Source organism: Aquabacterium lacunae (assembly GCF_004310865.1).
GTDB lineage: Bacteria > Pseudomonadota > Gammaproteobacteria > Burkholderiales > Burkholderiaceae_C > Aquabacterium > Aquabacterium lacunae.
The window spans coordinates 209,174-234,825 of sequence record NZ_SIXI01000001.1 but is presented as its reverse complement, the minus strand read 5'-3'; the positions used below and the strand labels follow the sequence as shown (position 1 = coordinate 234,825).

Sequence of the window (25,652 nt, the reverse complement as noted above, 5' to 3'; positions counted from 1 at the left end):
CAGAGCTTTGGCCGTGGCGCCTGGCAGGAGCAATTTAAAAGGAGCAGAACATGCCCAAAATGAAGACCAAGAGCAGCGCGAAGAAGCGTTTTCGCGTGCGTCCCGGTGGCACCGTCAAGCGCGGTCAAGCCTTCAAGCGCCACATCCTGACCAAGAAGACCACGAAGAACAAGCGCCACCTGCGCGGCGCCGTCAACGTGCACGAGACCAACATGGGCCACATGGCTCAAATGCTGCCTTTCGCCGGCCTGTAAGCCGCGAACAGCTGTCTCGAATTCTGGTTTAGATTTTTACGCTGAAGGAGTCATTCCATGCCTCGCGTCAAACGTGGCGTTACCGCCCGCGCTCGTCACAAGAAGGTTCTCGCCCTGGCCAAGGGTTTCCGTGGTCGCCGCAAGAACGTGTTCCGTATTGCCAAGCAAGCCGTCATGAAGGCAGGTCAGTATGCCTACCGTGACCGCCGTGCCAAGAAGCGCGAATTCCGCCGCCTGTGGATCGCTCGCATCAACGCCGGCAGCCGCGCTCTGGGCCTGACCTACAGCAAGTTCATCGCCGGCATCAAGAAGGCATCGATCGAGATCGACCGCAAGGTCCTGGCCGACCTGGCCGTGAACGATCCCGCTGCTTTCGCCAGCATCGTGGAAAAGGCCAAGGCTTCGCTGGCTGCCTGATCTCGAGCTCAAGCAGCGAACATGCTGCGCCCGCCCTGTCTTCAGCTTCTGGCTGGCCGGCAGGGCAGGTGATCGAAAGGCCAACGGACACGTTGGCCTTTTTTTTCGACAGCACCCGACCCCACCGAACATGAACGACATGCCCAGCGATCTCCTGGCCATCGTGCACAGCGCGCAGGAGGCCTTTGCCACCGCGCTCACGCCGGCCGACCTGGAAAATGCCAAGGCCCGCTTCCTGGGCAAGTCCGGCAGCCTGACCGAGCTGCTCAAGGGCATGGGCGCCCTCAGCCCCGAAGACAAGAAAACCCGCGGCGCCGCCATCAACCAGGCCAAGCAGCAGGTCGAGGCAGCTCTGACCGCCCGCCGCCAGGCCCTGGCCGATGCCGAACTGGCGCAGCAACTGCAGGCCGAGCGCCTGGACGTGACGCTGCCCGGTCGTCGCCGCGGCGAGGGCGGCCTGCACCCCGTGTCGCTCAGCATCGAGCGCATCGAAGGCATCTTCGGCTCGATGGGTTTTGCCGTGGCCGACGGCCCGGAAATCGAAGCCGACTGGTTCAACTTCACGGCCTTGAACACGCCGGAAGACCATCCCGCCCGCTCCATGCACGACACTTTCTATGTCGAAGGTGGCCACCTGCTGCGCACGCACACCAGCCCCATGCAGGTGCGCTATGCCGTGCAGCACGTGAAGGCCCATGCCGAGGCCCTGGCCCGCGGTGAGCGCATCCCCGAGATCCGTGTGATCGCACCGGGCCGCACCTACCGCGTCGACAGCGACGCCACCCACTCGCCCATGTTCCACCAGTGCGAAGGCCTGTGGATCGGCGAGGCCGTCAGCTTTGCCGATCTCAAGGCCGTGCTGGGCGACTTCTTCTCGACCTTCTTCGAGACCGACAGCCTGGACATCCGCTTCCGCCCCTCGTTCTTCCCCTTCACCGAGCCCTCGGCCGAAGTGGACATCGCCTTCGCCTCGGGCCCGCTCAAGGGCCGCTGGCTGGAGGTGGGTGGCGCCGGCCAGGTGCACCCGAATGTGGTGCGCAATTTCGGCCTCGACCCCGAGCGTTACATCGGTTTTGCCTTCGGCCTGGGCCCGGATCGCCTCACGATGCTCCGCTATGGTGTGAATGACCTGCGCCTGTTCTACGAAGGCGATTTGCGTTTCCTGCAGCAGTTCCAGTGAGCGCGTGGGCCGGGCAGGGCGCCTGCCTGGTGTTTCGCGCCGTGTGTGCCACCCGACCGTTTGCCCTGGCCTGCTGGCCGGGCCGCAGTCGACCTGATCGGAGGAGATGACCATGACCACTGCCACCCCCGCTTCGACCCATGTTCGCGCCTGGGCTGCCCAAGAGGCTGCCAAGCCCGTCGTGCCTTTTTCGTACGACCCGGGCCCCTTGGGCGCCGAAGAGGTCGAGGTGCAGGTCGAGCATTGCGGCCTGTGTCACTCCGACCTGTCCCTGATCGACAACGAATGGGGCTTTTCGGGCTACCCGGTGGTCGGCGGCCATGAGGTCGTGGGCACGGTCGTGGCCCTCGGCGCTGCCACCAAGGGCCTGAAGCTGGGTCAGAAGGTGGGCATTGGCTGGATGGCCGGCTCGTGCATGGCCTGCAAGAGTTGCCTGGGCGGCGAGCCGCAGTTGTGCCGCGCCGGTCAGCCCACCATCGTGGGCCACCACGGCGGCTTTGCCGAGCGTGTGCGTGCGCACTGGCTCTGGACCTGCCCCATCCCGGAAAAACTTGATCCTGCCAAGGCGGGCCCCTTGCTGTGCGGCGGCGTCACCGTGTTTTCGCCCTTCCTGAACTTCGACATCAAGCCCACGCACCGTGTGGGTGTGGTGGGCATTGGCGGCCTGGGCCACCTGGCCCTGAAGTTCGCCCGCGCCTGGGGTTGCGAGGTCACGGCTTTCACCTCCAGCGACAGCAAGCGCGACGAGGCCCTGGCCCTGGGTGCGCACCAGGTGGTCTCCAGCGTCGATGCCAAGGCCATGAAGGCTGTGGCTGGCCGCCTTGACATGGTGCTGGTCACCGTCAACGTCATGCTCAACTGGAAGGCCCTGATGAGCACGCTGGCGCCCAATGGCCGCCTGCACCTGGTCGGCATCCTGCCCCAGCCCATGGAGGTCGAGGCCTTCCCGCTGATCGGTGGCCAGCGCAGCGTGTCGGGCTCGCCCACCGGCTCGCGCCAGGACATCGACACCATGCTCGAGTTCGCTGCTCGCCATGGCATCGAACCACAAACCGAACACTTCCCCATGAGCCGCATCAACGACGCGCTGGACCACCTGCGCGCCGGCAAGGCCCGTTACCGCGTGGTGCTGGACGCCGATTTCTGATCGCGCCGCGCCCACCACGACACCCGATTCCCAAGGATCCTTTCCATGCAATTCCCCGAGTCCTGGCTGCGTTCGTTCTGCAACCCTGACCTGACCACCCAGCAACTGGCTGACCTGCTGACCATGGCCGGCCTGGAGGTGGAAGAGCTGCAACCTGTGGCCCCTGCTTTCACGGGCGTCGTCGTGGGCCATGTGCTGGAAGTGGCCAAGCACCCCGATGCCGACCGACTGAACGTGTGCAAGGTCGACGCCGGCACGGGCGAGGTGCTGCAGATCGTGTGTGGTGCGCCCAATGTGCGCCCCGGCATCAAGGTGCCTTGTGCCACCGTGGGTGCTGCGCTGCCGCCCGGCGCAGATGGCAAGCCCTTCATGATCAAGAAGGGCAAGCTGCGCGGCGTGGAAAGCCTGGGCATGCTGTGCTCGGCCAAGGAGCTGGGCGTGTCGGAAGAGTCGAACGGCCTGCACATCCTGGCCGACGACGCGCCCGTGGGCCAGAACATCCGCGAGCACCTGCGCCTGGACGACACCCTGTTCACGCTCAAGCTCACGCCCAACCTGGCCCACTGCCTGAGCGTGGCCGGCATTGCGCGCGAGGTTTCGGCCCTGACCGGCGCCCCCCTGACGCTGCCGGCCATCGCCCCGGTGGTGCCTGCCATCGACAGCCGCCTGCCCGTGAAGGTGCAGGCCTCCGACCTGTGCGGCCGTTTCGGCGGTCGCGTCATCCGTGGCGTGAACCCCCAGGCCGTCACGCCGGCCTGGATGGTCGAGCGCCTGGCCCGCTGCGGCCAGCGTTCGGTGTCGCCCCTGGTCGACATCTCCAACTACGTGATGTTCGAGCTGGGTCAGCCCTCCCACGTGTTCGACCTCGACAAGATCCAGGGTGGCCTGACCGTGCGCTGGGGCCAGACCGGTGAGCAGCTCAAGCTGCTGAACGGCAACACCATCACGGTGGACGAGCAGGTGGGCGTGATCGCCGACGACGCCCAGCTGGAATCGCTGGCCGGCATCATGGGCGGTGACGCCACCGCCGTGGGCTACGACACCACCAACATCTACCTGGAAGCGGCCTTCTGGTGGCCCAAGGCCATTGCCGGCCGTGCCCGTCGCTACAACTTCTCGACCGATGCCTCGCACCGCTACGAGCGCGGCGTCGATCCGGCCCCCACGGCCCAGTACATCGAGCGCATCACCCAGCTGATCCTGGAGGTGTGTGGCGGCCAGGCCGGTCCGCTGGACGACCAGCAACTGGCCATGCCCGAGCGCAAGCCCGTGGTGCTGCGCCTGTCGCGCGCCCAGCGCGTGATCGGCATGCCCGTGAGCCAGGAGCAGGTGGCCACCGTGTTCCAGCGCCTGGGCCTGGCCTTCACGGTGGAAGGGCAGGGCGAGGCCGTGCAGTTCACCGTGAACCCGCCGAGCTGGCGCTTCGACCTGCAGATCGAAGAAGACCTGATCGAAGAAGTGGTGCGCGTGATCGGCTTCGACAAGCTGCCCCAGCGTGCCCCCAAGGCCCCCGTGGTGTCGGAAGCGCGCCCCGAGGCGCAGCGCGGCCTGTACGCCGTGCGCCGCATGGTGGCCGCTCGTGGCTATCAGGAAACCATCAACTTCAGCTTCGTGGAAGAAAAGTGGGAAGCCGACTTCGCCGGCAACACCGCCCCCATCCGCGTGCTCAACCCGATCGCCAGCCAGCTGGCCGTGATGCGCTCGACCCTGGTGGGCAGCCTGATCGACATCCTGCGCACCAACCTGTCGCGCAAAACTGCCGACCGCGTGCGCATCTTTGAAATCGGTCGCGTGTTCCGCAAAGACGCGTCCGTGCAGGACACCGACCGCACCGTGGGTGGCTTTGACCAGCCCGTGAAGGTGTCGGGTCTGGCCTATGGCCCGGCCGACGCCCAGCAGTGGGGCGTGGCCTCGCGCACGGTCGATTTCTTCGATGTGAAGGGTGATGTCGAGTCGCTGCTGGCCCCGCGTCAGGCCACCTTCACCGCTGTCGAGCACCCCGCCTTCCACCCGGGCCGCTGTGCCCAGGTGTCGGTTGACGGTGTGGCCGTGGGCGTGATCGGCGAGCTGCACCCCAAGTGGCGCCAGGCCTATGACCTGCCCAACGCGCCGGTGCTGTTCGAGCTCGATGCCTCGGCCCTGACGCAGCGCACCGTGCCGGCCTTCACCTCGGTGCCGCGCATGCAGTCGGTGTTCCGTGACCTCGCCCTGGTGGTGGCCGACACCACCGCCCACGACACCGTGATCTCGGCCATCACCTCGGCCGATGCCGATGGCCTGGTGCGTGGCGCACGCCTGTTCGACATCTACAAGCCCAAGCAGCCCGTGGCCGGCATGGCCGACGACGAGCGCAGCCTGGCCGTGCGGGTGGAACTGCGCGACGACGAGCAGACCCTGACCGACGAGCGCATCGACGCCGCCATGAAGGCCGTGCTGGCCAGCGTGGGCGACAAGGCCGGCGCGCGCGTGCGCGCCTGAGCACACACCCAGGAGGCCAAGGACCATGAACGACAAGCTCAGTGACATGCCGGGCCTGATGCCCACGCTCGAAACGCCCACGTTGACCAAGGCCGAACTGTCGGACCTGCTCTTCGAGCGCCTGGGCCTGAACAAGCGCGAATCGAAAGACATGGTCGAAGCCTTTTTCGACCTGGTGCACGAGGCTCTGGCCAAGGGCGATGACGTGAAGCTGTCGGGGTTTGGCAACTTTCAGATCCGCCAGAAGGCTGCGCGCCCCGGGCGGAATCCGCGCACGGGTGAAGTCATCCCCATCGAGGCCCGTCAGGTGGTCACCTTTCACGCCAGCGCCAAGCTCAAGTCGATGGTGCAAGGTGACATTCCGGCCGGCGAGGATCTGGAGTAAAGTGCACGTCCCGGCGTTGCCGCCGGGAGAGGTCTGCCCGCCGGCGCGATGCATGGCGCGGCGCCCGTCAAGCCCCAGGTGAGGTGAGGCAAGGTGAGTCAGGAAGATCTTGATCAGCAGGTCGATGACGCCGTGAGCGTGGCTGCGCCCAGTGGGAGCTCGCCGACAGTTCCCGTGGCGGCACCCAAGGTTCGTGCGCGTGCCCTCAACCGGCCGGCTGCGGTCGATGCCGGTCGCCAGGAGGCGCGCGTTGGTGTGCCCGCCGCTCTGCCTGCCGCTGTGCTGCCGCCCATTCCTGCCAAGCGCTACTTCACCATCGGTGAGGTCAGCGACCTGTGTGGCGTGAAGCCCTATGTGTTGCGCTATTGGGAACAGGAGTTCCAGCAACTGCGGCCCATGAAGCGGCGCGGCAACCGCCGTTACTACCAGCACCACGAAGTGCTGCTGGTGCGCCGCATCCGTGAGCTGTTGTACGAGCAAGGCTTCACCATCAGTGGCGCCCGCAACCAGCTGCATGACCACATCTCGCATGCGTCTGCCGCCGGCGCTGCGTCGGACATGACGCCGACGGTGGACCGCCAATCCACACCCTTGCAGCGGGCTGTGGCCACAGGTGCCGCACTGGTGAGCGCAGAGCCGGTGGCGCATTGGCACGGCATCGACATGGCCCTGCTGGCAGCCCAGCATCCGGCGGCCGTCGAGGCCATGCGTGCCGAATTGTTGGCCATTCGCGACATCCTGGGCTGAGTTGCGGTGGCCCTCCGCAATCACTGCAACTTTTGCAGCTCGCTTGCGAAAACAACAAAAACCGTGCTATAGTTTAATTCTTGTCGGGGCGTAGCGCAGCCTGGTAGCGCACTTGCATGGGGTGCAAGGGGTCGCGAGTTCGAATCCCGCCGCCCCGACCAAGAAATCACGAGCCGCAGCAGAGCAATCTGCTGCGGCTTTCGTGTTTTTGGGTCCTTGAGTCGCCTGGTTTGATTTGTCGAAGCCTGCCCCGGCAGGACCGAGGCGATGTTTCAGGCCACCACGGCATAGCCTTCTTCTTCGATCGCAGCCTGAACGCTGGCGCGTGCATGTTCGGTGGTCACGCTCACGTGGCCTTGCTTGCCTTCCAGCAGCGTCACCTGCACGTGTGCCTGGGGGTCCAGTTCGGCCACGGCCTGGCTCACGGCGCGAACGCAATGCTGGCAACTCATGCCCTGGACGTGAAACTCGTGGGTCGTGTTCATGGTGTTTCTCCTTCGGGTTCAATGAGGTCAATGTTGCAAGTGTGCCCGGGACCCGGGAATTCAAGGCATCTTGACCTTTGGCGTGAAGTGCCAGCGGCTAAACTTCAGCCTTGGCCGTCCGTAGCTCAACCGGATAGAGCAACTGCCTTCTAAGCAGTAGGTCGGGGGTTCGAGTCCCTCCGGACGGGCCACACACCACTCAATGCCGGATGCTGATCATGCTGGATGCGATCAAACGCCTTTTCGGCGGTGCAACGGCCCCCGCGGGGCAGGAAAGCAAGGTGCTGGCCCAATGGGCCAAGGAAGCGGGGCTGTCCTTCAAGACAGTGTCGCAGGCGCCGGGCGGCGTTGTCATCATCAGTCCCCAAGGCTGGCGCGCCGAGTGGGGACCTTCCCAGCGCCCCTACATCAAGGGGCAAGAGTTGCGCTTCCGCTTCGAGTCTGGCGTGCCCGGTGATGTGCAGGCCTTGCTGCTCACACGCACCCTGGCCCACGTGCTGGAAGCCGATGTGTTCGACAGCTTCACCGATGCCATGCAGACCCGGGTCGACAACACCCTGCCTGACGAGATGCGCTGGCTGGCCATGCACCCCAAGGTGTCGTTGCAGGCCTTTCCTGCCCTGGCCAAGCGTTTTCTGCTGATCGCCAATGCCGAACCTGTGCTCCTGAACTGGCTCGATGCCGAGTTGGGTGAGGCCCTGGAGAAGGCCGCCACTTCGTGGTGGACCGACCCCATGCCGCTCGTGATCACGCTGAACCGGGGTATTTTGACCTTGCGCAGTGATTGCCGCGGCCTGAGTGTCGAGCAGTTGCGCAAGTTGTCGAGCTTGTTCGATCTCATGGCACGAAGGCTGGCTCAGCCTTGAGCCCCGCTCAGGGCTTTTTTCTCTGCAGAAATGCCTGAATGGCATGCCCAGCCTCCAGGCTCAGAAGGTTGTCCATGAAGTGATGCTGCTCCTGCTGCAGCTGTGCACCCAGCGGCTGGTGGGGGGCGTCGTTCACCAGCTCTTTCATGCTGGCCAGCACGCCCTGAGGCACTTGGGCCAGACGCTTGGCCAGCGCGAGCGCTGCGCTGCGTGCGGTACCTGAGGGCACCACTTCATGCACCAAGCCAGCTTGCTGCAGTTGGTGAGCGCTGCGCTCGTCGCCGCTCCATAACCATGCCAGTGCCTGTCCCCGGCTGAGCTGGCGGGTCAAGTGCCAGCTTCCACCACCGTCTGGCGACAGTCCGACCCGGCTGTAGGCGCTCACAAAACGCGCACTGTCGCTTGCCACCACCAGGTCGCAGGCCAGAGCCAGCGACAGCCCGCCGCCAGCCGCTACGCCTTCGACAGCAGCGATCACGGGCTTGGGGCTGGTGCGCAAGGCCTCCACCCACCGGTGAAAATCCTCGACATGGCGAGCTTGTTGCGCGGGGTCGTGAACCCTCAGGTGTGACAGGCGCTGCAGGTCGCCTCCGCCGCAAAAGTGCTCACCGCTGCCGGTCAGCACCACCGCGCGCACGCCGGGATCGGCGTCGGACACGTTCAGCAGCTCCACACCAGCGGCGTAAACCTGTGGCGACAGTGCGTTGCGTGTGGCTGGCCCCGACAGCGTGATCAGCAGTGTCTGGTCAATGCGTTCGGTGAGTAATTCAGTGGTCATGGGTGTCAAAAATTTGTTACGGTTTCATCATGTGCCTGCGGGCTAATGATGACCTGAGTCAGCAGGTCCGCGTGATAGAGTGATTCTCTGGCCTGAAATCTGAGATATGAAGAACGTCAACAGACTGCCGGTGGTGTGCGCCATCGGGGTCTTGATCATGGGGATTGCTGCACCGGCGTGGTCGCTGGGGTTCGGCCGTCCCGTGAGTCGGGCCATCCTCGGTGAATCTTTCCAGGCCACGGTGCCTTTGAGACTCGAGGCAGGTGAAGAGTTCGACGACAAGTGCCTGGTCGCCGACGTCTACTTTGGCGACGACAAGGTCGAAACTTCCCGTGTGCAAGCCCAGTTGCTGCCGGGCAAAGGCACCGAGCGCAGTGTGCGCATCAGCACCGCAGCGGTCGTCAACGAGCCGGTGGTGACGTTGTACCTGGCTGCAGGTTGTTCGGCAAAGGTCAGCCGGAAATTTGTGGCCTTTGCCGACCCACCCCAGTTGGCCGCCCTTTCGGACGCGTCGGTGGTCGATGCAGGGCAGGGCAGTGTCACTCCTGCCGGCACGCCCTCCGCGGCCTCTCCCGCGTTGCCTTTGGGCTCAGCAGTTGCCCGAGGAAGCGCCAGGGTCGATGCCCACCCTCTGGAGTCCCGCGACGAATCGCGCAGCACCCGTGGTCGCTTTCCCGCACCGGCCAATGTCGATGCCGGTGCTCCTCGTGCGGTACGGCCCTCGACCTCGGCTTCCGTGGGTGGAGCCGATGCTGCCCCTGTGTCTCGTGCGGCCGAGTCGCCGCCCCCCAGGTCCAGCAAGGTCGAGCAACGTTTGGCTGCAGCCCGCCGAGACCGGTTGTCCGCGCGACTGGACGCTAGCACTTCAGCCCGTCCGGCGGCGTCGCGCCTCGTGCTGGACCCGGTCGAGACCGACGCCACCATCGCGCCGTCATTGATGATGTCGTCCGAGCTCAAGGGCGGGCTGGACGTTGACTCTCCCCAGGCCCAGGAGCGGCGTGCCGCCGCTGCTGCTCTGTGGGCGGCCATGAACGCCTCGCCCGAACAGCTGGCCCGCGATCGCACCCGCATGCAGGAGTTGGAGCAGCGACTTGCACGCCTGCAGCAGGATTCGGTGGCCGCCCGCGAAAAGGTGCTGGCCTTGGAAGCTCGCGTGCGCGAGGCAGAGGAAGGCAAGCTCACTCAGCCCCTTGTGATGGGCCTGGCCGGTGTCAGTGCCTTGCTTGCTGCGGCTTTGTTCTATGTGGTTCGACGGCAAAAGCCGGCCGAAGCTCAGGCCACTTGGTGGCAGCCTGAAGATGAGCCCTCGCCCCCGGCTGATGGTGAGTCCCGTACCCCGCTGGCCGAGCCTGCACTGGACCGAACCGCCGCTGAGTTTGTGGCCATGGAGCCAGCGAGTGTTCGGTCGGTTGTGGCATCTGGCCCTGTGTCACCCCTCGAGGAGCCTACGCCAGTCGTGTCATCGGTTGATCCGATGATCATGCCCGCAGCCAACTCAGGCACACCGGTGGCGCTTCCCACCGTGCCGGTCGTGCCGCCGCCCGTCAGCATCAGCTCGGTCAACCCGGAAGCTTCCGAGGCCGTGCGAGCCCTGAGTGTTGAAGAGCTCATCGACCTGGAGCAACAGGCCGAGTTCTTCAGCGTGCTGGGTCAGGACGATGCAGCCATCGAATTGCTGGAAAGCAGCATCCACAACACGGCAGGCTCCAGCCCGCTGCCGTTCCTCAAGTTGCTTGAGATGTACCAGCGCTTGGGTCGTCAGGACGACTACCAGCGTGTGCAGGCCGAGTTCAACCAGCGCTTCAATGCCTACGCGCCTGCTTGGGACGCCGACCTGTCACATGGTCACGCCCTGAGCGAATACCCGGGCGTGCTGGAGCGGCTGCAGGCCATTTGGTCCTCTCCGTCGCAGGCCATGAGCGTGTTGCAGAAGTCTCTGACGCGGCCCGATGAAACTGTCGAGACCTTCGACCTGCCGGCCTACCGCGAACTGCTGTTCCTGTATGCCGTCGCGCGTGACCTGTCCGAGCGCGAGTCTCAAGACCGTCCGGCGGTTGACCTGCTGGCCCGTGAGGCTCAGGCCCTGACCATGGTGCCCGATATCGATCTCGACGAGCCCACCGCGGTGGCGCCCTTGATGGCCACGCGGCCTGTCAAGGCCACGCCCGACGCGCGGCCCAGTTTCAGCTTGGATCTTTCGTTGGACGACTTGTCTGGCGACCACATCGAGCGGCCAGCCGGCGCAGGTGATGTGGCGCAGCGCGATGCAGAGATGCGCGAGCCCAACGCAGCCATGCCGGGCGTGGTGCCTGTCGAGGACAACATGACCTTGGCGCCAGCCGACCAGTCCAGTGGGCCTTCAAGGCGATGAATCTGGCTTTGGATGTGGTTGCGCAGCGCCTCTGCGAGTCAGCGCCCTCGGCTGTCATGCGCGGTCACAGTGCTCCGTGATCGTTCTGCGGCATTGACTCACCCGCCTGCACGGCTTGTTTGATCAGGGCCCGGTTCAGCCGCGGTGAAAGCAGCTCGGCCAGCGTCACCACAAACTCGCGCAAGTAGGTGCCGCGCTTGAAGGCCACCCGGGTCACGTTGCTGCCAAACAGGTGACCCAAAGGCTGCACGGCCATGTCGCCGCCGACGCCAAACAGCGGGTCGTCGCGCACGGCCATTTCGGACACCAGGCCCACCCCCAACCCCAGGCGGCTGTAGGTCTTGATCACGTCAGCATCGATGGCCTCCAGCACCACCTGCGGCGCCATGCCCCGTTGCGCAAACACCTGGTCGATGCGTGAGCGTCCTGCAAAGGCCGCGTGATAGCACACCAGGGGTTGCTCGGCCAGTTGTTCCAGGGTGATCCGAGTGCTCTGCCGCGCCAGTGGGTGGTCCACCGGCATCACGGCCACGTGCTGCCATTCGTAGGCAGGCAGGGTGATCAGGTCGGCAAAGTCGGCCAGTGATTCCGTGGCCAGGCCGATGTCGGCCACATCGTCCAGCACCATGCGGGCCACCTGCTGTGGCGTGCCCTGGTGCAGGCTGATCGACACTTTGGGGTAGCGCTGGCGCAGCGCGGCCACCGAGGCGGGCAGCACGTAGCGCGCCTGGTTGTGGGTGGTCGCGATCGACAGGGTGCCGGCGTCCTGCTTGGCGTATTCGGCGCCGATGCGTTTGAGGTTGGCCAGCTCACGCAGGATCACATCGATCGACTGAAGCACCTGCTCGCCTGGCTCGGTCACGCGCTTGAGTCGTTTGCCATGGCGCACGAAGATGTCCACCCCCAGCTCTTCTTCCAGCTCCAGAATGGCCTTGGAGATGCCGGGCTGCGAGGTGTGGAGGGCTTTGGCGGTCTCGGTCAGGTTCAGGTTGCGGCGAGCCGCTTCCCAGGCAAATCTCAGCTGGTGCAGGTTCATGCGTGAGCCTTTCAGGGCAGGGCGGCAGCCAGGTGCCTCAGGCCTTCGGCGTCAGTCCTGCCAGCTCTGCGGCCGAGCGTGCGAGGGCCTGCACCAGGGTGTCGGTTTCGCCGACCGCCGGGGCCAGTCGCCAAGCCACGTCAGGGTGTCGGGCCTGAAGCTGGCTCATCAGCTCGGGCAGGTCCTTGCGCACGTGGCCACCGGCACCCAGGAACAGCGGCACCACGGTCACTTCGGTGCAGCCGGCCTTCACCAGCCTGTCGCCGCCTTCGATCAGGTCGGGCTGCATGAACTCCAGAAAGGCCAGCTCGACCGGCACCTTGCCGTGGGCGGTCGGCTGCTCTGCCAGCAAGGCCTGGGTGCGCTGGAAGGGGATGGCCCAGTTCGGGTCACGGGCGCCATGGGCGAACAGCAAGATGCCAGGGGTCATGTGGGCCTCAACGGTTGCGGACCAGCCAGACGAATGCCGACAGGGCCATCAGGGTGTAGAACAGGCTGGGCGCCAGGGCGGACAGCCAGGGTGACCATTGGTGGATCAGGCCCAGGTGGCTGCTGACATGGTTGGCCAGCACGAAGCTGATGCCCAGCATGATGCCGCCAAAGATCTTCAGGCTCATGCCGCCACTGCGCGCCTGCAGGTAGGCAAACGGCAGGGCCAGCGACATCATCACCAGGCAGGCCAGCGGAGCGAAGGTCTTTTTCCAGAACTGCAATTCGTACTTCTGCACGGCCTGGGCGTTGCGAGCCAGATGGCGGGTGTACTGCCACAAGGCGGCTGTGGACATGGTGTCGATCGGCAGCACGGAGGCCGCGACCACGTCGCCTGACAGGCGACTGTCCCACACCAGGGTGTCGAGCTTGCGCGTGTGTGCCAGCACATCGCCCACGGTGTCTTCCCGGGCCTTCGTGGCGTGGTGCCAGAGGGTTTGCTCCACACCCTGCAGGTGCCATCGGGAAGCCTGCTCGCCGAGTGGCTCGATGCGCGCCGATTGGGCTGACAGCCGCCGCACCAGCCGGCCTTCGCGGTTGAACTCGAACACGCGCACGGCCAGGAATTCCTGGGCGCCGCGTGCCGCCCCCACATTGACGGTCAGCGTGTGGCCTTGTCCGGACGCATCGGATGCGTCTCGCAACCATGCGCCGCCCCGGCCCAGGGTGACTTCCGCCCGCCCGTCGAAGCGCGCCTTGTGCCGTGCCAGCTGCTGCTCGCCCCAGGGCGCAGCCCACTCGCCCATGGCAAAGGTGAGGGCGGCGGCCAGCAGCCCGAGCAGCCCCAGCAGGCGCAAGGCGCGGCCCGGGCCCAGGCCGCCGGTGCGCAAGATGGTGTATTCGGAGGTCTGGGCCAGCCGTGCCAAAGCCGAAATCGAGCCGATCAGCAAGGTGATCGGGAAGATGTCGTACAGGTGCCCAGGCAGCTGGTAGGCGCAGCTCAGCAAGGCGTCGGGCAGTCGGTAGCCGTCGCGGCCGAGCCGCTGCAGCTCGTCGACCAGGTCAAAAAACAGGAACAGAGCCAGGAAGGCCAGGGTGACGAACAGCACCGCGCCCAGGATCTGGCCGTACAGCAGTTTGCGGACGGTCTTCATGCGCGGGCCCCTCGTGGTTGCCAGCGGCCTCGCCAGGTGCCGTCTCGCCAGTACAGCCAGGCCAGGGCCCCCAAGGTCACGGCCCCATGCACGGCAAACAGGCCCACGCCTTCGCGCATGCGCCCGCTGGCCACCCACGACTGCACCAGCGACTGCAGGTTGTAGTACACGATGAACACCAGCAGGGCCCACACCATCGACCAGCTGTTGGCGCGGCGCACCTGATCGGAGCTGCTGACCAGTGCGATGAGCACCAGGTTCATGGCCGCCCAGACCGTGCCCAGTCGCCAGACCAGCTCGGCGCGGTCGGTGCGGTTCGTGCTGGTCACCAGATCCAGTGTGGGCTTGTTGCGTGCTTTGTCGGTGCTGGTGATGGCCCCGGGTGCATCACCCAGCAGCACTTCTGCCTGGTCGAACTTGGCCCGCGACTTCATGCCGGTGTCCAGGTGGGTTTCGACCCGCTCGCCGCGTCGCAGCACCAGATGGCGCAGGCCGTCGCGCGTGATCACGCGGCCTTCTTCGGCGGTGATCACCGATTCAACCTGGCCGATGGTGGTCACGATGAACACCTGTCGGCCCACCGTCTCGGCGTCGGAGTGGCTGTCGATGAAGAACACCTTGCGTCCGTCGGCCGAGGTCTGGAACTGGCCGGGTGCCACGCGTGCGATGTCAGAGCGCTGCTCGAACCGCTCTTTGATCTGCTGCGCCTGGTTCTGTGACCATGGGCGCACCACCAGCACCAGCAGGGCCAACACGGCCAGGATGGGCCAGGCCATCTGCCACAAGGGTTTGATCAGGCGCGACAGCTTCACGCCGCTGGCCTGCCAGACCACCAGTTCGCTGTCGCGCTGCAGGCGGGCGAGCATGCCCACGGCGGCGGCGAACAGCGCCAGGCTGATCAGCACGGGCGTCTGATTGAACAGGCTGTAGCCCAGCAGCAGACTCACGTCGGCCACGGCCACACTGCCTTTGGCGGCCAGACCCAGCATGCGGATCAGGATCATGGTCAGCACCACCGTCAGCAGCACCACCAGCGTCCCGACAAAGCCACGCCAGGCCTCTCGGCGCAGGGAGGAATCGAATAACATCACTCAGCTTCAACTCAATCCGTCCATTATGGACGCGCACCGCATGGACTACCGCACCCTGGTGGCTTCTGGCTCGGCACTTTCCAGCCTTTCGGCCGATGCCCTGCTCCTGATCCTCACGCCCGAACAGTCCCGCACCGGCGCCCAGGCGCTCGATGCCCTGATCGCCGAAGCCGTCAAGGCCGGTGACCTCGAGCTGAAAGACGGCAAGTCGCTGTATGTGCACCGCCCGGCAGGGCTCAAGGTTCCGCGCCTGGCCATCACGGTGGCGGGGGGCACGTCGGTGCGTCAGTTCAAGGCCGCTGTCGGCCGTTTGCTGGGGCAGGTGCGCGGCCAGACCGTGGCCCATGCGGCGCTGGCACTGGCCGACGGCCTGTCGTGCTCGGCCGCGCAGGCTGAAGCCCTGGCGGTGGCCGCGGAAGAGGGCGCTTACACCTACCGCCTGACCAAGCCCTCGGCGCCTGAGCCCGCAGCCTTGCGCAAGCTCACGGTGGCCGTGCCTGCCGATGCCTTGGCGGCCGTCAAAGCCGGTCTGGCCCAGGGGCAGGCCCTGGGTGCCGGCGTGAACTTCGCGCGTGAACTGGCCAACCGTCCGGGCAACCACTGCACCCCCACCGTGCTGGCCAACGAGGCCAAGGCCCTGGGAAAGCAGTTCCGCCACATCCAGGTCGAAGTGCTGGAGCGCCCGGCCCTGGAAAAGCTCGGCATGGGTTCGTTCCTGTCGGTGACCAATGGCTCGGCCCAGCCGCCCAAGTTCATCGTCATGCGCTACGAAGGCGCAGGCAAGTCGCAGGCGCCCGTGGTCCTGGTGGGCAAGGGCATCACCTTCGACACGGGGGGCATTTCGATCAAGCCCGCCGCCGAGATGGACGAAATGAAGTTCGACATGGGCGGCGCTGCGTCGGTGCTGGGCACCTTCCGCGCGCTGGCTGAACTCAAGCCCAAGGTCAACGTGATCGGCCTGGTGCCCTCGTGCGAGAACATGCCCAGCGGCACAGCCACCAAGCCCGGTGATGTGGTGCGCAGCATGTCGGGCCAGACCATCGAGGTGCTGAACACCGACGCCGAAGGCCGCCTGATTTTGTGCGACGCCCTGACCTACGCCGAGCGTTTCAAGCCCGCCGTGGTGGTGGACATCGCCACACTGACAGGTGCATGCGTGATCGCCCTGGGGCACATCCACACCGGCTTGTTCTCGGCCGACGACGAACTGGCGCATGCCCTGCTGCAGGCCGGCCAAACGGCCCAGGACACCGCCTGGCGCATGCCCATGGACGAAGAATATGGCGATGCCCTCAAGAGCAACTTTGCCGACCTGGGCAATGTGGGCGGGCGCGCTGGTGGTTCCATCACGGCGGCCGTGTTCCTGAGCAAGTTCGCCAAGGCCTACCGCTGGGCCCACCTGGACATCGCCGGCACGGCCTGGAAATCGGGCGCCGCCAAGGGCGGTACCGGTCGTCCTGTGCCGCTGCTGACCCACTTCGTGCTGGGGCAGGCAGGCGAGGGGGCGCTGGCGCCGGTCGCCGCATCCAAGACCGTCAAGGCCACCAAGGCTGCCAAGGCTGCCAAAGCGAGCAAGGCCCCCAAGGCCTCGCCTGCTGTAGCACCGGCCAGCCGTGCGCGCAAACCCAAGGCTTCGGCCTGATTCAGTGGGGCGTGCTGCATGACCACGGTCGAGTTTCACCACGGCATGCCCGACAAGCTGGCCTACGCTTGCCGGCTGCTGCGCAAGGCCTACCGCAGCGGGGCCACCGTCGTGGTCACGGGCGACAGCGCCACCTTGCGCCAGCTCGACCGCCAGCTCTGGACCTTCGACGAAGAAGAGTTCGTGCCCCATGTGTGCGCCGTGGGCGGTCAGGCCTTGCCTGAGCGACTGCATCAAACGCCCATCTGGCTGACCGACCAGCCCGCGCAGGCACCGGCCGGGCGCCAGGTGCTGATCAACCTGGGGCGCGACATGCCCGTGGGTATCGAACCCTTCGCGCGCTTTTTCGATGTGGTGTCCAGCGAGCCCGAAGACGCTGAACTGGGGCGGCAGCGCTGGCGCGCGTACAAGGCGCAGGGCTGGACCGTGCGCGCCCATGTGGCATCCTCCGAACCATGAGTTTCCCGCCCCGACCTGCCGCCCCCACTGTGGCGCGCCACGTGCCCACCCTCACCGAGGTCATCGAGGTGCAGCCGCAACCTTTGCCTGAACCGACGGTGGATCTGGCATTGCCCCAAACTGAGGCCGAGCCGGCCCTGGCGGATGGCGCGGTGGTGGAGTCGGTGGGCCGCATCGATGTGCCCGACCTGGTGCTGGCAGACGCTGTGCTGACGCCTGCGCCGGACACGCCGCGCGCCGCGCAGGCCGATGACATGCAGCCCCTTGCGCAGGGCCATGAAGCGGCCAGTGCGCCGGTGCTTTCCGAGCAAGACCGCGCGGTGCTGCCGCGTGCGGTTCTGCGTCCATCTGCGCTGACGCCTCCGGACGCCGGTCTGGTGCCGTCTGCGAGCACTTCGCCTGCGATGCCTTCACCCCTGCCGTCCGCCGCGCTTGCCGGTGCGCGGCCCGCGTCCGATGTGCGTGGTCTGGCCATCGACGAGGCCCAGATCGTGCAGCGCGTGCACGCCGATCTGCAGCGTCAGATCGACGGCATGCTCGAGTACCGGCTGCGCGAGGCCATGGCACCTGTGCTGGCCCGCACCACCGAACTGCTGGTACGCGAATTGCGGCAAGAGCTCAGCAAAACCATGAAAGACGTGGTGGCGCGTGCCGTGGCCCAGGAGGTGGCCCGCCAGCGCAGCCGCCAGGGTCAATGAATCTTTTCCCCTCACACACAGGAGTCGACATGCAATTCAACCCCGCCTGGAGTCTGGTGGCCCTGGCCGTCGCATCCAGCCTGCCCGCCGTGGCCGCCGATGTGGTCGTCAAGATCGGCCATGTGGCGCCGGTGTCCGGCCCTCAGGCCCACTACGGCCGAGACAACGAAAACGGCGCCCGCCTGGCCGTCGACGAGCTCAATGCCCAGGGGGTGAAGATCGGTGGCAACAAGGTGCGCTTCGAGCTGGTGGCCGAAGACGACGCGGCCGACCCCAAGCAGGGCACCGCCGCTGCCCAGAAGCTGTGTGACAGCAAGGTCAACGGCGTGGTGGGGCACCTGAACTCGGGCACCACCATCCCGGCGGCCAAGGTGTACGACGGTTGCGGCCTGCCCATGGTCACGCCCTCGGCCACCAACCCGCAGCTCACGGCCCTGGGTTACAAGAACGTGTTCCGTCTGCTGGCCAACGACAACGCCCTGGGTGCGGGCCTGGCCCAGCATGCCAAGAATGTGCTCAAGCTCAAGAAGGTTGCCATCATCGACGACCGCACGGCCTATGGCAAAGGCGTGGCCGAGGTCTTCACCAAGACCGCTCGCCAGTTGGGCATGGAAGTGGTCAGCGAGCAGTTCACCAACGACAAGGCCGTTGATTTCTCGGCCATCCTGACCGCCATCAAGTCGAAGAAACCTGATGGCATCTTCTTCGGTGGCATGGACCCGCAAGCTGGCCCCATGCTGCGGCAGATGCAGCAGCTCGGCATGAGCAAGGTCTACGTGTTCGGCGGTGACGGCATCTGCACCGAGAAGCTGTCCGAGCTGTCCAGCGGTGCGCGCACCCTGGGCAATGTGGTGTGTGCCGTGGGTGGCGCCTCGCTCGACAAGCTGGCCCAGGGCAAAGCCTGGCGCGGCCGTTACGACGCCAAGTTCCCGGGGCAGTTCCAGGTCTATTCGCCTTACACCTACGATGCCACCATGGTGCTGGTGGACGCCATGAAGCGCGCCAACTCGACCGACCCGAAGGTGTACGCGGCCAAGCTGGCATCGACCGATTACCAGGGTGTGACCGCCAAGGTGAAGTTCGAGCCCAACGGCGAACTGGTGAGCCCGGCCATGACCCTGTACGTGTACAAGGGTGGCAAGCGCGTGGCGCTGAACTGAGCACTTGCTGCGGCATTGAAAAGCCCGATTCGTGTTATAGTCTCGGGCTTCCGGAGAGATGGATGAGTGGTTTAAGTCGCACGCCTGGAAAGCGTGTGTGGGTTAATAGCCCACCGCGGGTTCGAATCCCGCTCTCTCCGCCAAAATTCTGATTCGTCAAAAAACCCCAAGTGATTGTTTCGCTTGGGGTTTTTTGCTTTTGGTGTGCCTGAAATACGGCCGCCCATCATCCGGCCCGTCATTGTGAAAACACTTGGGCTCAGCCCTGCAAACCCTCAACGCTCATGCCATGTTCAGCCAGCCAGGCCTTGCGGCGCGTGTAGTCCGGCATGGCGCGCTCCACCCTCTGCCAGAACTCTGGCGTGTGATGGGGTTCATGCAGGTGGGCCAACTCGTGCACCACCACGTATTCGGCGATTCGCGCAGGCAACAAGATCGTCTTCCAGTGGAAGTACAGGCGCGCGCCCTTGCCGCATGAGCCCCAGCGATAGCCCAGATCTTGCACATTCAAGCCTGAGGGGTGGGCTTCCATGCGGTCGGCAAAGGCAATGACTTTGCTTTCCAGCCAGGGCTTGGCGCGCTCGCTGTACCAGCGAACCATGTGCGTGCTGCCCTCAATGGCCGTGGCCTTGGGCATCACGAATCTTCCCCCGGTCAGCTTGACTGGGCCGGCTGGGCCATCGATCAGGCGCAGGCGGTAGGTTCTGCCCAGGTAGGTGAGGCCTTCGCCGTCCACAAACACCTTGCGAGGCACCACATGCTGCAAGGCTTCTTTCCTGGCCAGTTGCTTGTAGACCCAGGCCCGTTTGCGCATCACGAAGTCGCGCAGCTGCGCCTCTGGCACACCAGGCGGGCATGACAGCACCAGGTCGCCCATGCGCCCCACGGTGATGCCCAGGGTGCGCCTGGCGGCACTGAGCCTCACGTCAAAGGTCAAGTCGTCAGCCACCAAGGTGTTCATGCTTGCAGCAGCCTGTCATGGTTGGCTCTGGCCAGGGCCATCAGCTTGTCCACCAGGGCGTCCAGCTCGGGCGCAGGCAGCAGGCGTGAGTGCATCAAGCGCTCAAACACCGAAGTGGCCAGCGCATCTTGTGCAGGTTGGCGGTTGGGACGCCAGAAGTTGGGCACCAGCTCGGCCGCGATGGTGTCGACCACCTCCACTGTCAGGCCCACCAACTTTTGCCGCTCAGCCTCGGTGATACTGCCTTCGCCCACTGCCGTGTCCAAGATCAAACGCAGGAAGGGACCGTAATGCTCAGGCACCTCTGGCAGCCGATCGTCTTGGGTGACATGGCCTTGCTTGATGTCTTGCACCATGCTGGTCAAGGCTTTCACCAGCTCGTCCCACTCTTCGCCCAGTTTGTCGAGCAGGTCCTTCAGGCGCTCGCTGAGCTTGCGGTAGGCCACCGGGTCTTGGTCGATGTGCTCGCGGATGTGGGCGCGGATGGCGTGCTCCATCTCGGAGGCCTTGGCGCGGTCGTTGGGCTCGCGGGAGACCTGGGCGCCAAAGTCTGCATCGGTCAGCGACACGGGTGGGATCTTGGGGTTCACGCCCATCGAGATCACATGGTCGTCGATCAGTTTACGCACCTTGGCGCCGACATCTTTGCCCAGCACCTGGGTGTCTCGGTAGCGGTTGCGGGCGCGGGCGTAGATGAAGGCCAGCAGCTTGGCATCAGCGGCAAAGGGCAGGCCCTCTGGACGTGGCAAGACCACATCGAGCAGGTTCAGGAAGCCCTTGAGCTTCACGCCAAACTCGGCGCGCAGGCGCTCACTGCCCAGCAGCTCCACACAGGCTTCAATGTCCGACAAAGATTCCACGCCCCGGCTGCGGAACAGGTCCACCACCCGCAGGTGGCGGTCGCGCAGCACCGGGATCTCGTCTTTCAGGCTTTGTAGCGCGCCGTCGATGTCTTCGTCGGCATACACGCTCAAGGCTTGCTTGAGGTGATAGGCCAGGCCGTAGTAATCGACCACGATGCCGAACTTCTTGCCGTGGCCCGTGCGGTTCACGCGGGCGATGGTCTGCAGCAGCTCGGCCTCGCGAATGGGGCGGTCCAGGTACATCACGCCCTCAATGGGCGCATCAAAGCCTGTCAGCAGCATCGATTTGACGATCAGGAAGGCCAGCGGGTCGCTTGGCTTTTTGAAGCGCTTGATGCTGTGCTCGTGAGTTGCGCTGTCGGTCCATGTCTTCCAGGCTGGGTCGTCGTTGTTGCCGCCAGAAATGACGGGCGCAAACTCCATGGCACGCAGGGTGGCGATGTGCCGCCACGCCTGAACCTGCGCCTGCACGGCAGCGGGGCGGGTGCACAAGGCTTCGTCGCTCATGGCCTTGTCTTGGCCGCTCAGTGCTTCGGCCTCAGTGACCAGCGCGTCACGGGCCTCCTTCAATGCATCCAGGTAGCGCACCACAGCCAAGCGGCTGTAGGCCACCACCTGGGCCTTGAAGCCGTTGGGCAGGATGTGGGTGACGTAGTGGCGCAGCATGTCACGCGCCTTGTCACGGATCAGGTCAGGCGCCTCGAAGATCTGGCCCTTGGTGGCGTACTTCTTGCGGATGGCCTCTAGCTCTTCGGGCGTGTGATCCCGGAAGAGGTCTTCAAACAGTTCGTCGAGGTTGGCGTCGTCCTTGATGGCGCCTTGGGCTGTGCGGCCTTCGTACAAGATGGGCACGATGGCGCCGTCTGCTTCGGCCTCGCGGATGGTGTAGCGGTCAATGAACTCGCCAAACACTTCGTGCGTGCGCTTTTTGTCGCCCATCAGGATGGGCGTGCCAGTGAAGCCAATGCGGGCGCAGTTGGGCAGGCCCACTTGCAGGGCGGCATGCAGGTCACCCGACTGGCCGCGGTGGGCTTCGTCCACCAGCACCAGGATGGTGTCGTCTTCGTTGAGCACCTCGGCCATCTCAGGTTCACTGGTGCGGATCGGGGCGCCGCGCTGGGGCAGGTCGGCAGCGGTGAGGCCTGCCTCGCCCACGGCGTCGCCCGTGCGCTGCTTCTGGATCATGCCGAACAGCAGGCCAGGGCCCTTGATGCGCAGCATGGCCTTGAGCTTGTCGGCCGTGGTGGCGCGCTCCACGCTTTCGCCCGTGAGCACGGCCGTTTCAGAGAGCTGCTTTTCCAGGTCGGTGCGGTCGGTCACCACCACCACCTTGAAGCGGCGCAGCACGGGGTCTGTGCGCAGCTTGCGAATCAGGAACACCATGGTCAGGCTCTTGCCCGAGCCCTGGGTGTGCCAGACGATGCCGCCGCGCCGGTCGTGCTCGCCATCTTGCAGGCGGGTCTTGCCGGTCCGCAGGCGCTCAATGGCGCGGCTCACGGCCCGGTATTGCTGGTAGCGGCACACGGCCTTGACGGTGGCACCGTCGGCGTTCATGAAGAGGGTGAAGTGGCGCAGCACGTCCAGCAGGTGGCTGGGGGTGAAAAGGCCCGCCACCAGGCGCTCTTGTTCTGAGAGCTTGGCCTTGCCCAACTGTTGGCACACGGCCTCTTCGGTCAAGGGCGCCACCGTCTTCCAGGCGGCGTAGTGTTTGAAGGTGGCGCCCACTGAGCCCACACGTGCCTCATCGAAGCTGGTGGCCACCAGCAGTTGCGTGGTGTGGAACAGGGGCTCGTTGCCCTCGTGGTCGGCCACCTCGCCGCTGGCCTTGCGCTGGTTGCTGTAGCGGCGCAGCTGGTCCACTGCCTCGGCCAGGGGCTCGGGCACCGAGGGGCTCTTGCATTCGATCACCACCAGGGGGATGCCATTCACCAGCAGCACCAGGTCGGGCACGATGAAGGCCTTGCCCCGGTTGAAGCCCGGCGGGCAATCGACCCGGTACTGGTTGATGACTGTGAAGGTGTTGCGCTCGGGGTGGGCCCAGTCGATGAAGTGAATGGTCTGGTGGCGGCCGCCGTCCCAACCGGGCAGGCCCTCCACCGTGATGCCGCCCAGCAGCAACTCGGTGGCGGCGCGGTTGGCCTCCATCAGCTTGTGGGCGGGGATGCGGGTGAGGGCGCCCACGGCCTGGGTGATGCGCTCGGCGTCCAGCCAGGGCTGGCCGTCGTGCAGGTTCAGGGCACGGAGCTGGCGGCGCAGCACGGCCTCTTGCACCACCTCAGAGAAGGCGGCGCGCTCGGTGCGGGCCGGGTCGTCCAGCGTGCCGGCCACATGCTGCCAACCCTGCTTGACCAGTTGCTCGACCAAGGGCCGTTCGACTTCATCCAATTCCCAGCCCATAGGCCTCCCAGCCTGCTTGTTAAGTCATTGATTCCATTGAGATGATATGGGCATTGAGCGCCCAAACAGGCTCATAGCGGCTCATAGAAACCCATAAAGTCTCATAGAGATGAAGGTGTACGTGGCCCACCGGCGTTCGCCGTGTTGCTGCAGCAAGCCCTGTTCCTTCAGTTTTTTGAGCAGCTTGGCCGATTGGTCTGGCGACAGGCGGCACAGGTCCGCCACGTCGGCCCGGGCGATCCGCCCATGCTGCCGCACATAGCTCAGCACCAGCTGCTCATGCTGCAAGGCACTGAAGCCCACCTGGCGCGTGTAGGCAGCCTTTTCGCCGTCAAGCTGGTACACGCCAGCCGTCAGGGTGTAGCTGCGGCCCCGGGCGTTACCGTGGGCCTGCACCAGGCCCATCTCGACCAGGGCCTCCAGGGTGCGCTTGGCCTGGGCGGCTTCGCGCTGGAAGTGGGTGGCCAGCTTTTCGGTGCTCAAGCGCTTGAGCTCGCGCAGGGCGGCCAGGGCGATCAGGCTGTCGATGGGCAGCTCTTGGCCGCGCTTGCTCTCTTGTTCGATCACCAGTTTCAGGAAGGCCTCGTCGGCATCGACCGTGGCCAGCTGGAGCACCACGCTGTACACATCGGTGCGGCGGTAGTCTGGCTCGGGTCGGCCAAAGCGCAGCATGCCCCGGTAGATCTTGTCCACGCCCCGGCCAGAGCGCTCCACCATGCCCACGCGCTTCATGGCGTCGGCCAGGGTGCGGTTGCGCGGGCGGGGGGCGGTGGTGAGTGATTCGCGGGGCGGCATCTCAGGGCAATGAATCTGGCTGTTCGGACTCATGGCCTTCTTGGCCAGCCAGTGGAAGCTCCTGCTCACCGTGAGCCTGCGCCAGCTGAAAAACCTCCACCAACAAATCGAGCTTGGCGCGTACCTCTGCCTCAGCAGCCGGGGTCAACACAGCACCAGACACCAAGGCATGCAACTCGCCCTTTTTGAGCAGCATGGTCACGCTCAGCTTGTGCGCCAGCCGGCGGAAGAACTCCTCTGCAACGGCACTGAGCTTGCGTCGCTCAGTCTTGGCCTCCCACACCAGGCGGGCGGCATCGGTGGGTGAGTCGCTCCACAGTCGGAAATCATCGGCATTGCCATCGAACACCATCTCGGTCAACACCTCCGACAGTGCCTCGTCCACCGCAGTGTGGGCCTGGGCTGAAAACAGGTCGTCCACCGGATACTGGCTGAGCGCATAGTGGCGCAGCACCTCGGGCGTCACGAAGTAGTTCTCGGCCTCGTAGCGCTTCCAATAGCGCAGCTTGAGTGCCCCCTCGTCGCGGTCTTGCCGGTTCTGCCCGTCGTTGTCCAGAATGGCCAGGCCCTTCAGCTCAGGCAGCAAGTTGCGCAAGCCATTGAAGTGCTCGCGTGGCGTCACGCCAAAGCCGCCTTCCACCCGCTCCAGCTCGGCTTGCGCATCTTGCAGAGGGTAGTTGTTCTGCACGTAAAACGAGTTGATGCGTTCGTCCCAGATGGCGCTCACCGGGTGGTTCAAGCGTTGGGCCAGCGCGCGCAGCATGTCCAGGTCTGTGCCGCCTTCCACATAAAGCACATAGCCACGCTCGCGGGCCTTCACGTAATGCTCGGCGCCAAAGTGTTTGAGGCTGTTGCGGATGTCCTGCTTTTTCGCCAGGTTGTCTGTCTTTCCCTCCAGCAGCAAGGTGAGGTTGTTGTCCAGCGCTTCATCCAGGATCACCTCGGAGTGCGTCACCATGATCACCTGCGACTGGTTTTCGCTGGCAATGTCACGCAGCAGCACGTACACCTGCTTTTGGCGCAAGATCTCCAGGTGTGCATCGGGCTCGTCCACCAGCAGCACGCTGCGCTTGTGCGAGTAGAGGTAGGCAAACACCAGCAGCATCTGCAAGAAGCCCCGCCCGGCTGAAGACACATCCAGGGCCTCTTTCACCCCCGGCTGCCGGTACTGCAAAGCGATGCCGCCCCGTGCGGTCTCTTGGGGCGCATCCAGTACCACATTGAACAAGCGCTGCATGAGCGAGACGATGCGCTTCCAGTCGTCTTCAGATGACCTGGCCACCGACAGGCACAGGTTGCGCAGCACGTCGGCCGTGCGGCCCTGGCCCAGCAGCACGTCCACGCGCCCCGGCTGCAAGATGGGCTCTTCGGTGTCCAGCCCCGACATGGGGTAGAGCAACTCCACCCGCAACGACGCAGCGTGGGCGATCAGCTCCAGGTCTGCGGCGGCATCACCCTCGGGGGTGCAGTACACCAACTCATCGCCCTGGTTGCGAAAGCGCATGGGCAGCGGTTTGATCTGCCCCTTGAACTCGACGCCCACGGTGATGGTGAGCGGGATGTCCTTGTTGCCCTTGCGCACATGGGTGTTGTGCCAGAAAAAGCGCGTGCGCTGCACCGGCACGGCCACGATGTTCAGGCGGTTGATGGACGTGGCCGTGCGCTCTTTGGCAGACGATGCCTTGCGCGCGTCGTACCAGGTGCGCACCGCTTGCGACCACAAGGCCAGGGCCTGGATGGCGCTGGTTTTACCGCAGTTGTTGGGGCCGATCAGAACACCAGGATGATCCAACTCAATTCGCTGTTTGGCGCCGAAGCGTTTGAAGTTCTCGATTTCAAGATAGTGCAACAGGCGCATG

General features: G+C 65.2%; 23 protein-coding genes and 3 tRNA genes. 16 read left to right on the top strand and 10 right to left on the bottom strand.

What is annotated here, in order from left to right; genetic code table 11:
* Positions 1-50 precede the first annotated feature (50 nt).
* From rpmI to EYS42_RS01040, 8 genes are all read left to right on the top strand, one after another.
* A complete protein-coding gene (gene rpmI, locus EYS42_RS01075; protein WP_009517525.1) occupies positions 51-254 on the top strand; it encodes a 50S ribosomal protein L35 in 204 nt (67 codons plus the stop codon).
* A gap of 57 nt (positions 255-311) precedes the next feature.
* Positions 312-671, top strand: coding sequence for a 50S ribosomal protein L20 (gene rplT / locus EYS42_RS01070; RefSeq protein WP_130966020.1), 360 nt, complete (start codon positions 312-314; stop codon positions 669-671).
* Between the two features lie 139 nt (positions 672-810).
* Complete coding sequence (gene pheS, locus EYS42_RS01065) at positions 811-1,851, top strand: phenylalanine--tRNA ligase subunit alpha (RefSeq protein ID WP_425358857.1); 1,041 nt, start codon at positions 811-813, stop codon at positions 1,849-1,851.
* Between the two features lie 112 nt (positions 1,852-1,963).
* The gene (gene ahr, locus EYS42_RS01060) at positions 1,964-2,998 is read left to right on the top strand and encodes an NADPH-dependent aldehyde reductase Ahr (RefSeq protein WP_130966018.1); all 1,035 of its coding nucleotides are present in this window, start codon (positions 1,964-1,966) and stop codon (positions 2,996-2,998) included.
* 45 nt (positions 2,999-3,043) lie between these two features.
* Positions 3,044-5,476, top strand: coding sequence for a phenylalanine--tRNA ligase subunit beta (pheT, locus tag EYS42_RS01055; RefSeq protein ID WP_130966017.1), 2,433 nt, complete (start codon positions 3,044-3,046; stop codon positions 5,474-5,476).
* Positions 5,477-5,501: 25 nt separating this feature from the next.
* Entirely contained in the window at positions 5,502-5,861 is a 360-nt protein-coding gene (locus EYS42_RS01050; RefSeq protein ID WP_207301082.1) for an integration host factor subunit alpha, read from the top strand.
* 267 nt (positions 5,862-6,128) lie between these two features.
* Positions 6,129-6,608: a MerR family transcriptional regulator gene (locus tag EYS42_RS01045; protein WP_130966494.1), complete on the top strand. Its 480-nt coding sequence runs from the start codon at positions 6,129-6,131 to the stop codon at positions 6,606-6,608.
* Positions 6,609-6,692: 84 nt separating this feature from the next.
* Positions 6,693-6,769: transfer RNA gene (locus tag EYS42_RS01040), tRNA-Pro, on the top strand.
* Between the two features lie 111 nt (positions 6,770-6,880).
* On the opposite strand, the gene EYS42_RS01035 is transcribed toward EYS42_RS01040, so the two are convergent.
* Positions 6,881-7,093 (bottom strand): heavy-metal-associated domain-containing protein, encoded by a 213-nt coding sequence (locus EYS42_RS01035; RefSeq protein WP_130966016.1) that lies wholly within the window; start codon positions 7,091-7,093, stop codon positions 6,881-6,883.
* Between the two features lie 114 nt (positions 7,094-7,207).
* Here EYS42_RS01035 and EYS42_RS01030 point away from each other — a divergent pair.
* A tRNA-Arg gene (locus tag EYS42_RS01030) sits at positions 7,208-7,284 on the top strand.
* A gap of 27 nt (positions 7,285-7,311) precedes the next feature.
* Positions 7,312-7,959, top strand: a complete 648-nt coding sequence (locus EYS42_RS01025; RefSeq protein WP_130966015.1) for a hypothetical protein — start codon at positions 7,312-7,314, stop codon at positions 7,957-7,959.
* A 7-nt stretch (positions 7,960-7,966) separates the two neighbouring features.
* Here the strand turns inward: EYS42_RS01025 and EYS42_RS01020 are convergent, their stop codons facing one another.
* Positions 7,967-8,737 carry an oxepin-CoA hydrolase, alternative type gene (locus EYS42_RS01020; protein ID WP_130966014.1) on the bottom strand — a complete coding sequence of 257 codons (771 nt, stop codon included), beginning with the start codon at positions 8,735-8,737 and terminating at the stop codon, positions 7,967-7,969.
* 106 nt (positions 8,738-8,843) lie between these two features.
* Between EYS42_RS01020 and EYS42_RS01015 the strand changes: the two genes are divergently transcribed.
* Positions 8,844-11,108 (top strand): type IV pilus assembly protein FimV, encoded by a 2,265-nt coding sequence (locus EYS42_RS01015; RefSeq protein ID WP_130966013.1) that lies wholly within the window; start codon positions 8,844-8,846, stop codon positions 11,106-11,108.
* Between the two features lie 64 nt (positions 11,109-11,172).
* Here EYS42_RS01015 and EYS42_RS01010 read toward each other — a convergent pair whose 3' ends face one another.
* The 4 genes from EYS42_RS01010 to lptF are packed head-to-tail and all read right to left on the bottom strand — an operon-like array spanning position 11,173 to position 14,815.
* Positions 11,173-12,144, bottom strand: a complete 972-nt coding sequence (locus tag EYS42_RS01010) for a CysB family HTH-type transcriptional regulator (RefSeq protein WP_130966012.1) — start codon at positions 12,142-12,144, stop codon at positions 11,173-11,175.
* Positions 12,145-12,181: 37 nt separating this feature from the next.
* Positions 12,182-12,574 carry a sirohydrochlorin chelatase gene (locus EYS42_RS01005; RefSeq protein ID WP_130966011.1) on the bottom strand — a complete coding sequence of 131 codons (393 nt, stop codon included), beginning with the start codon at positions 12,572-12,574 and terminating at the stop codon, positions 12,182-12,184.
* Positions 12,575-12,581: 7 nt separating this feature from the next.
* Complete coding sequence (gene lptG, locus EYS42_RS01000) at positions 12,582-13,727, bottom strand: LPS export ABC transporter permease LptG (RefSeq protein ID WP_130966010.1); 1,146 nt, start codon at positions 13,725-13,727, stop codon at positions 12,582-12,584.
* Positions 13,724-14,815, bottom strand: coding sequence for an LPS export ABC transporter permease LptF (lptF, locus tag EYS42_RS00995; protein WP_130966009.1), 1,092 nt, complete (start codon positions 14,813-14,815; stop codon positions 13,724-13,726). Before lptF ends, lptG begins: the two co-directional genes overlap by 4 nt.
* 43 nt (positions 14,816-14,858) lie before the next feature.
* Here lptF and EYS42_RS00990 point away from each other — a divergent pair, with 43 nt between their 5' ends.
* The 5 genes from EYS42_RS00990 (at position 14,859) to EYS42_RS00970 (ending at position 18,920) form a co-directional block, all read left to right on the top strand.
* A complete protein-coding gene (locus EYS42_RS00990; RefSeq protein ID WP_130966008.1) occupies positions 14,859-16,460 on the top strand; it encodes a leucyl aminopeptidase in 1,602 nt (533 codons plus the stop codon).
* An 18-nt stretch (positions 16,461-16,478) separates the two neighbouring features.
* On the top strand, positions 16,479-16,919 hold the full coding sequence (locus tag EYS42_RS00985) for a DNA polymerase III subunit chi (protein WP_130966007.1): 441 nt from the start codon (positions 16,479-16,481) through the stop codon (positions 16,917-16,919).
* Positions 16,916-17,617, top strand: coding sequence for a hypothetical protein (locus EYS42_RS00980; protein ID WP_130966006.1), 702 nt, complete (start codon positions 16,916-16,918; stop codon positions 17,615-17,617). Before EYS42_RS00985 ends, EYS42_RS00980 begins: the two co-directional genes overlap by 4 nt.
* A gap of 29 nt (positions 17,618-17,646) precedes the next feature.
* The gene (locus EYS42_RS00975; RefSeq protein WP_130966005.1) at positions 17,647-18,777 is read left to right on the top strand and encodes a branched-chain amino acid ABC transporter substrate-binding protein; all 1,131 of its coding nucleotides are present in this window, start codon (positions 17,647-17,649) and stop codon (positions 18,775-18,777) included.
* Positions 18,778-18,829: 52 nt separating this feature from the next.
* Positions 18,830-18,920: transfer RNA gene (locus EYS42_RS00970), tRNA-Ser, on the top strand.
* 116 nt (positions 18,921-19,036) lie between these two features.
* Here the strand turns inward: EYS42_RS00970 and EYS42_RS00965 are convergent.
* The 4 genes from EYS42_RS00965 to EYS42_RS00950 form a co-directional block, all read right to left on the bottom strand.
* Positions 19,037-19,738 carry a M48 family metallopeptidase gene (locus tag EYS42_RS00965; RefSeq protein WP_130966004.1) on the bottom strand — a complete coding sequence of 234 codons (702 nt, stop codon included), beginning with the start codon at positions 19,736-19,738 and terminating at the stop codon, positions 19,037-19,039.
* Complete coding sequence (locus EYS42_RS00960) at positions 19,735-22,998, bottom strand: type I restriction endonuclease subunit R (RefSeq protein WP_130966003.1); 3,264 nt, start codon at positions 22,996-22,998, stop codon at positions 19,735-19,737. Before EYS42_RS00960 ends, EYS42_RS00965 begins: the two co-directional genes overlap by 4 nt.
* Positions 22,999-23,079: 81 nt before the next feature.
* Positions 23,080-23,826, bottom strand: coding sequence for a DNA glycosylase AlkZ-like family protein (locus tag EYS42_RS00955; protein WP_130966002.1), 747 nt, complete (start codon positions 23,824-23,826; stop codon positions 23,080-23,082).
* A complete protein-coding gene (locus tag EYS42_RS00950; RefSeq protein WP_130966001.1) occupies positions 23,795-25,651 on the bottom strand; it encodes an ATP-dependent nuclease in 1,857 nt (618 codons plus the stop codon). The genes EYS42_RS00955 and EYS42_RS00950 overlap by 32 nt, the downstream gene beginning before the upstream one ends.
* Position 25,652 lies beyond the last annotated feature (1 nt).

Excerpts from the sequence above, each read along its gene's own strand:
- rpmI (WP_009517525.1), top strand. The coding sequence starts at position 51 with ATGCCCAAAATGAAGACCAAGAGCAGCGCGAAGAAGCGTTTTCGCGTG.
- rplT (WP_130966020.1), top strand. The coding sequence starts at position 312 with ATGCCTCGCGTCAAACGTGGCGTTACCGCCCGCGCTCGTCACAAGAAG.
- pheS (WP_425358857.1), top strand. The coding sequence starts at position 811 with ATGCCCAGCGATCTCCTGGCCATCGTGCACAGCGCGCAGGAGGCCTTT.
- ahr (WP_130966018.1), top strand. The coding sequence starts at position 1,964 with ATGACCACTGCCACCCCCGCTTCGACCCATGTTCGCGCCTGGGCTGCC.
- pheT (WP_130966017.1), top strand. The coding sequence starts at position 3,044 with ATGCAATTCCCCGAGTCCTGGCTGCGTTCGTTCTGCAACCCTGACCTG.
- EYS42_RS01050 (WP_207301082.1), top strand. The coding sequence starts at position 5,502 with ATGAACGACAAGCTCAGTGACATGCCGGGCCTGATGCCCACGCTCGAA.
- EYS42_RS01035 (WP_130966016.1), bottom strand. The coding sequence starts at position 7,093 with ATGAACACGACCCACGAGTTTCACGTCCAGGGCATGAGTTGCCAGCAT.
- EYS42_RS01025 (WP_130966015.1), top strand. The coding sequence starts at position 7,312 with ATGCTGGATGCGATCAAACGCCTTTTCGGCGGTGCAACGGCCCCCGCG.
- EYS42_RS01020 (WP_130966014.1), bottom strand. The coding sequence starts at position 8,737 with ATGACCACTGAATTACTCACCGAACGCATTGACCAGACACTGCTGATC.
- EYS42_RS01015 (WP_130966013.1), top strand. The coding sequence starts at position 8,844 with ATGAAGAACGTCAACAGACTGCCGGTGGTGTGCGCCATCGGGGTCTTG.
- EYS42_RS01010 (WP_130966012.1), bottom strand. The coding sequence starts at position 12,144 with ATGAACCTGCACCAGCTGAGATTTGCCTGGGAAGCGGCTCGCCGCAAC.
- EYS42_RS01005 (WP_130966011.1), bottom strand. The coding sequence starts at position 12,574 with ATGACCCCTGGCATCTTGCTGTTCGCCCATGGCGCCCGTGACCCGAAC.
- lptG (WP_130966010.1), bottom strand. The coding sequence starts at position 13,727 with ATGAAGACCGTCCGCAAACTGCTGTACGGCCAGATCCTGGGCGCGGTG.
- lptF (WP_130966009.1), bottom strand. The coding sequence starts at position 14,815 with ATGTTATTCGATTCCTCCCTGCGCCGAGAGGCCTGGCGTGGCTTTGTC.
- EYS42_RS00990 (WP_130966008.1), top strand. The coding sequence starts at position 14,859 with ATGGACTACCGCACCCTGGTGGCTTCTGGCTCGGCACTTTCCAGCCTT.
- EYS42_RS00985 (WP_130966007.1), top strand. The coding sequence starts at position 16,479 with ATGACCACGGTCGAGTTTCACCACGGCATGCCCGACAAGCTGGCCTAC.
- EYS42_RS00980 (WP_130966006.1), top strand. The coding sequence starts at position 16,916 with ATGAGTTTCCCGCCCCGACCTGCCGCCCCCACTGTGGCGCGCCACGTG.
- EYS42_RS00975 (WP_130966005.1), top strand. The coding sequence starts at position 17,647 with ATGCAATTCAACCCCGCCTGGAGTCTGGTGGCCCTGGCCGTCGCATCC.
- EYS42_RS00965 (WP_130966004.1), bottom strand. The coding sequence starts at position 19,738 with ATGAACACCTTGGTGGCTGACGACTTGACCTTTGACGTGAGGCTCAGT.
- EYS42_RS00960 (WP_130966003.1), bottom strand. The coding sequence starts at position 22,998 with ATGGGCTGGGAATTGGATGAAGTCGAACGGCCCTTGGTCGAGCAACTG.
- EYS42_RS00955 (WP_130966002.1), bottom strand. The coding sequence starts at position 23,826 with ATGAGTCCGAACAGCCAGATTCATTGCCCTGAGATGCCGCCCCGCGAA.
- EYS42_RS00950 (WP_130966001.1), bottom strand. The coding sequence starts at position 25,651 with ATGCGCCTGTTGCACTATCTTGAAATCGAGAACTTCAAACGCTTCGGC.